Raw genomic sequence first — 652 nt, forward strand, 5'->3', positions numbered from 1 at the left:
CCGGCTCCGATCGTTGCTGCTGTTCCGGTGTTCACCTGGACGGGCTTCTACGTGGGTGTGAACGCCGGCTACGGCTGGAACACGAACGACTCGATCACGGTCGGCGGCCTGCGCTTCGACCTGGATGACGACGGCGGCTTCGTCGGCGGCGCCCAGGCTGGCTACAACTACCAGATCGGCTCGTTCGTGGTCGGTCTCGAAGGCGACATCCAGTACGCCGACTTCGGCGGCGACGACCGCTTCGACTTCAACGGCGACGGCATCCTCGACGGCGACTTCAACAACAGCGACTGGTTCGGCACCGTGCGCGCCCGCGCCGGTGTGGCCTTCGACCGCGCCCTGATCTACGCCACCGGTGGTTTCGCCTTCGCGGACGACGCCACGGGCTGGACCGTCGGTGGTGGTCTCGAGTACGCCTTCACCAACAACCTGTCGGCCAAGGTCGAAGGCCTGTACGTCAACCTCGACCAGGACAACAACAGCATCTTCAACATCGACAACGACGCTGAGTTCGGTGTGGTCCGCGCCGGCCTGAACTTCCGCTTCGGCACCTACTAAGATCCGTCTCCACGGAGACAGACAAGGCCCGGGTCACCCCGGGCCTTGTTGTTTTGGAGTTCCATCAGGCCCGGGTCACCCCGGGCCTTGTTGT

The 652-nt window shown here is 64.4% G+C and carries 1 protein-coding gene; it reads left to right on the forward strand.

From position 1 onward, the window contains the following. Nucleotides 1-558 (forward strand): outer membrane protein (locus OCW50_RS33125; protein ID WP_262300409.1); only part of this gene is annotated, 558 nt, incomplete at its 5' end. Nucleotides 559-652: the final 94 nt, after the last annotated feature.

This window comes from Microvirga sesbaniae (genome assembly GCF_025460805.1).
GTDB classification, from domain to species: Bacteria; Pseudomonadota; Alphaproteobacteria; order Rhizobiales; family Beijerinckiaceae; genus Microvirga; species Microvirga sesbaniae.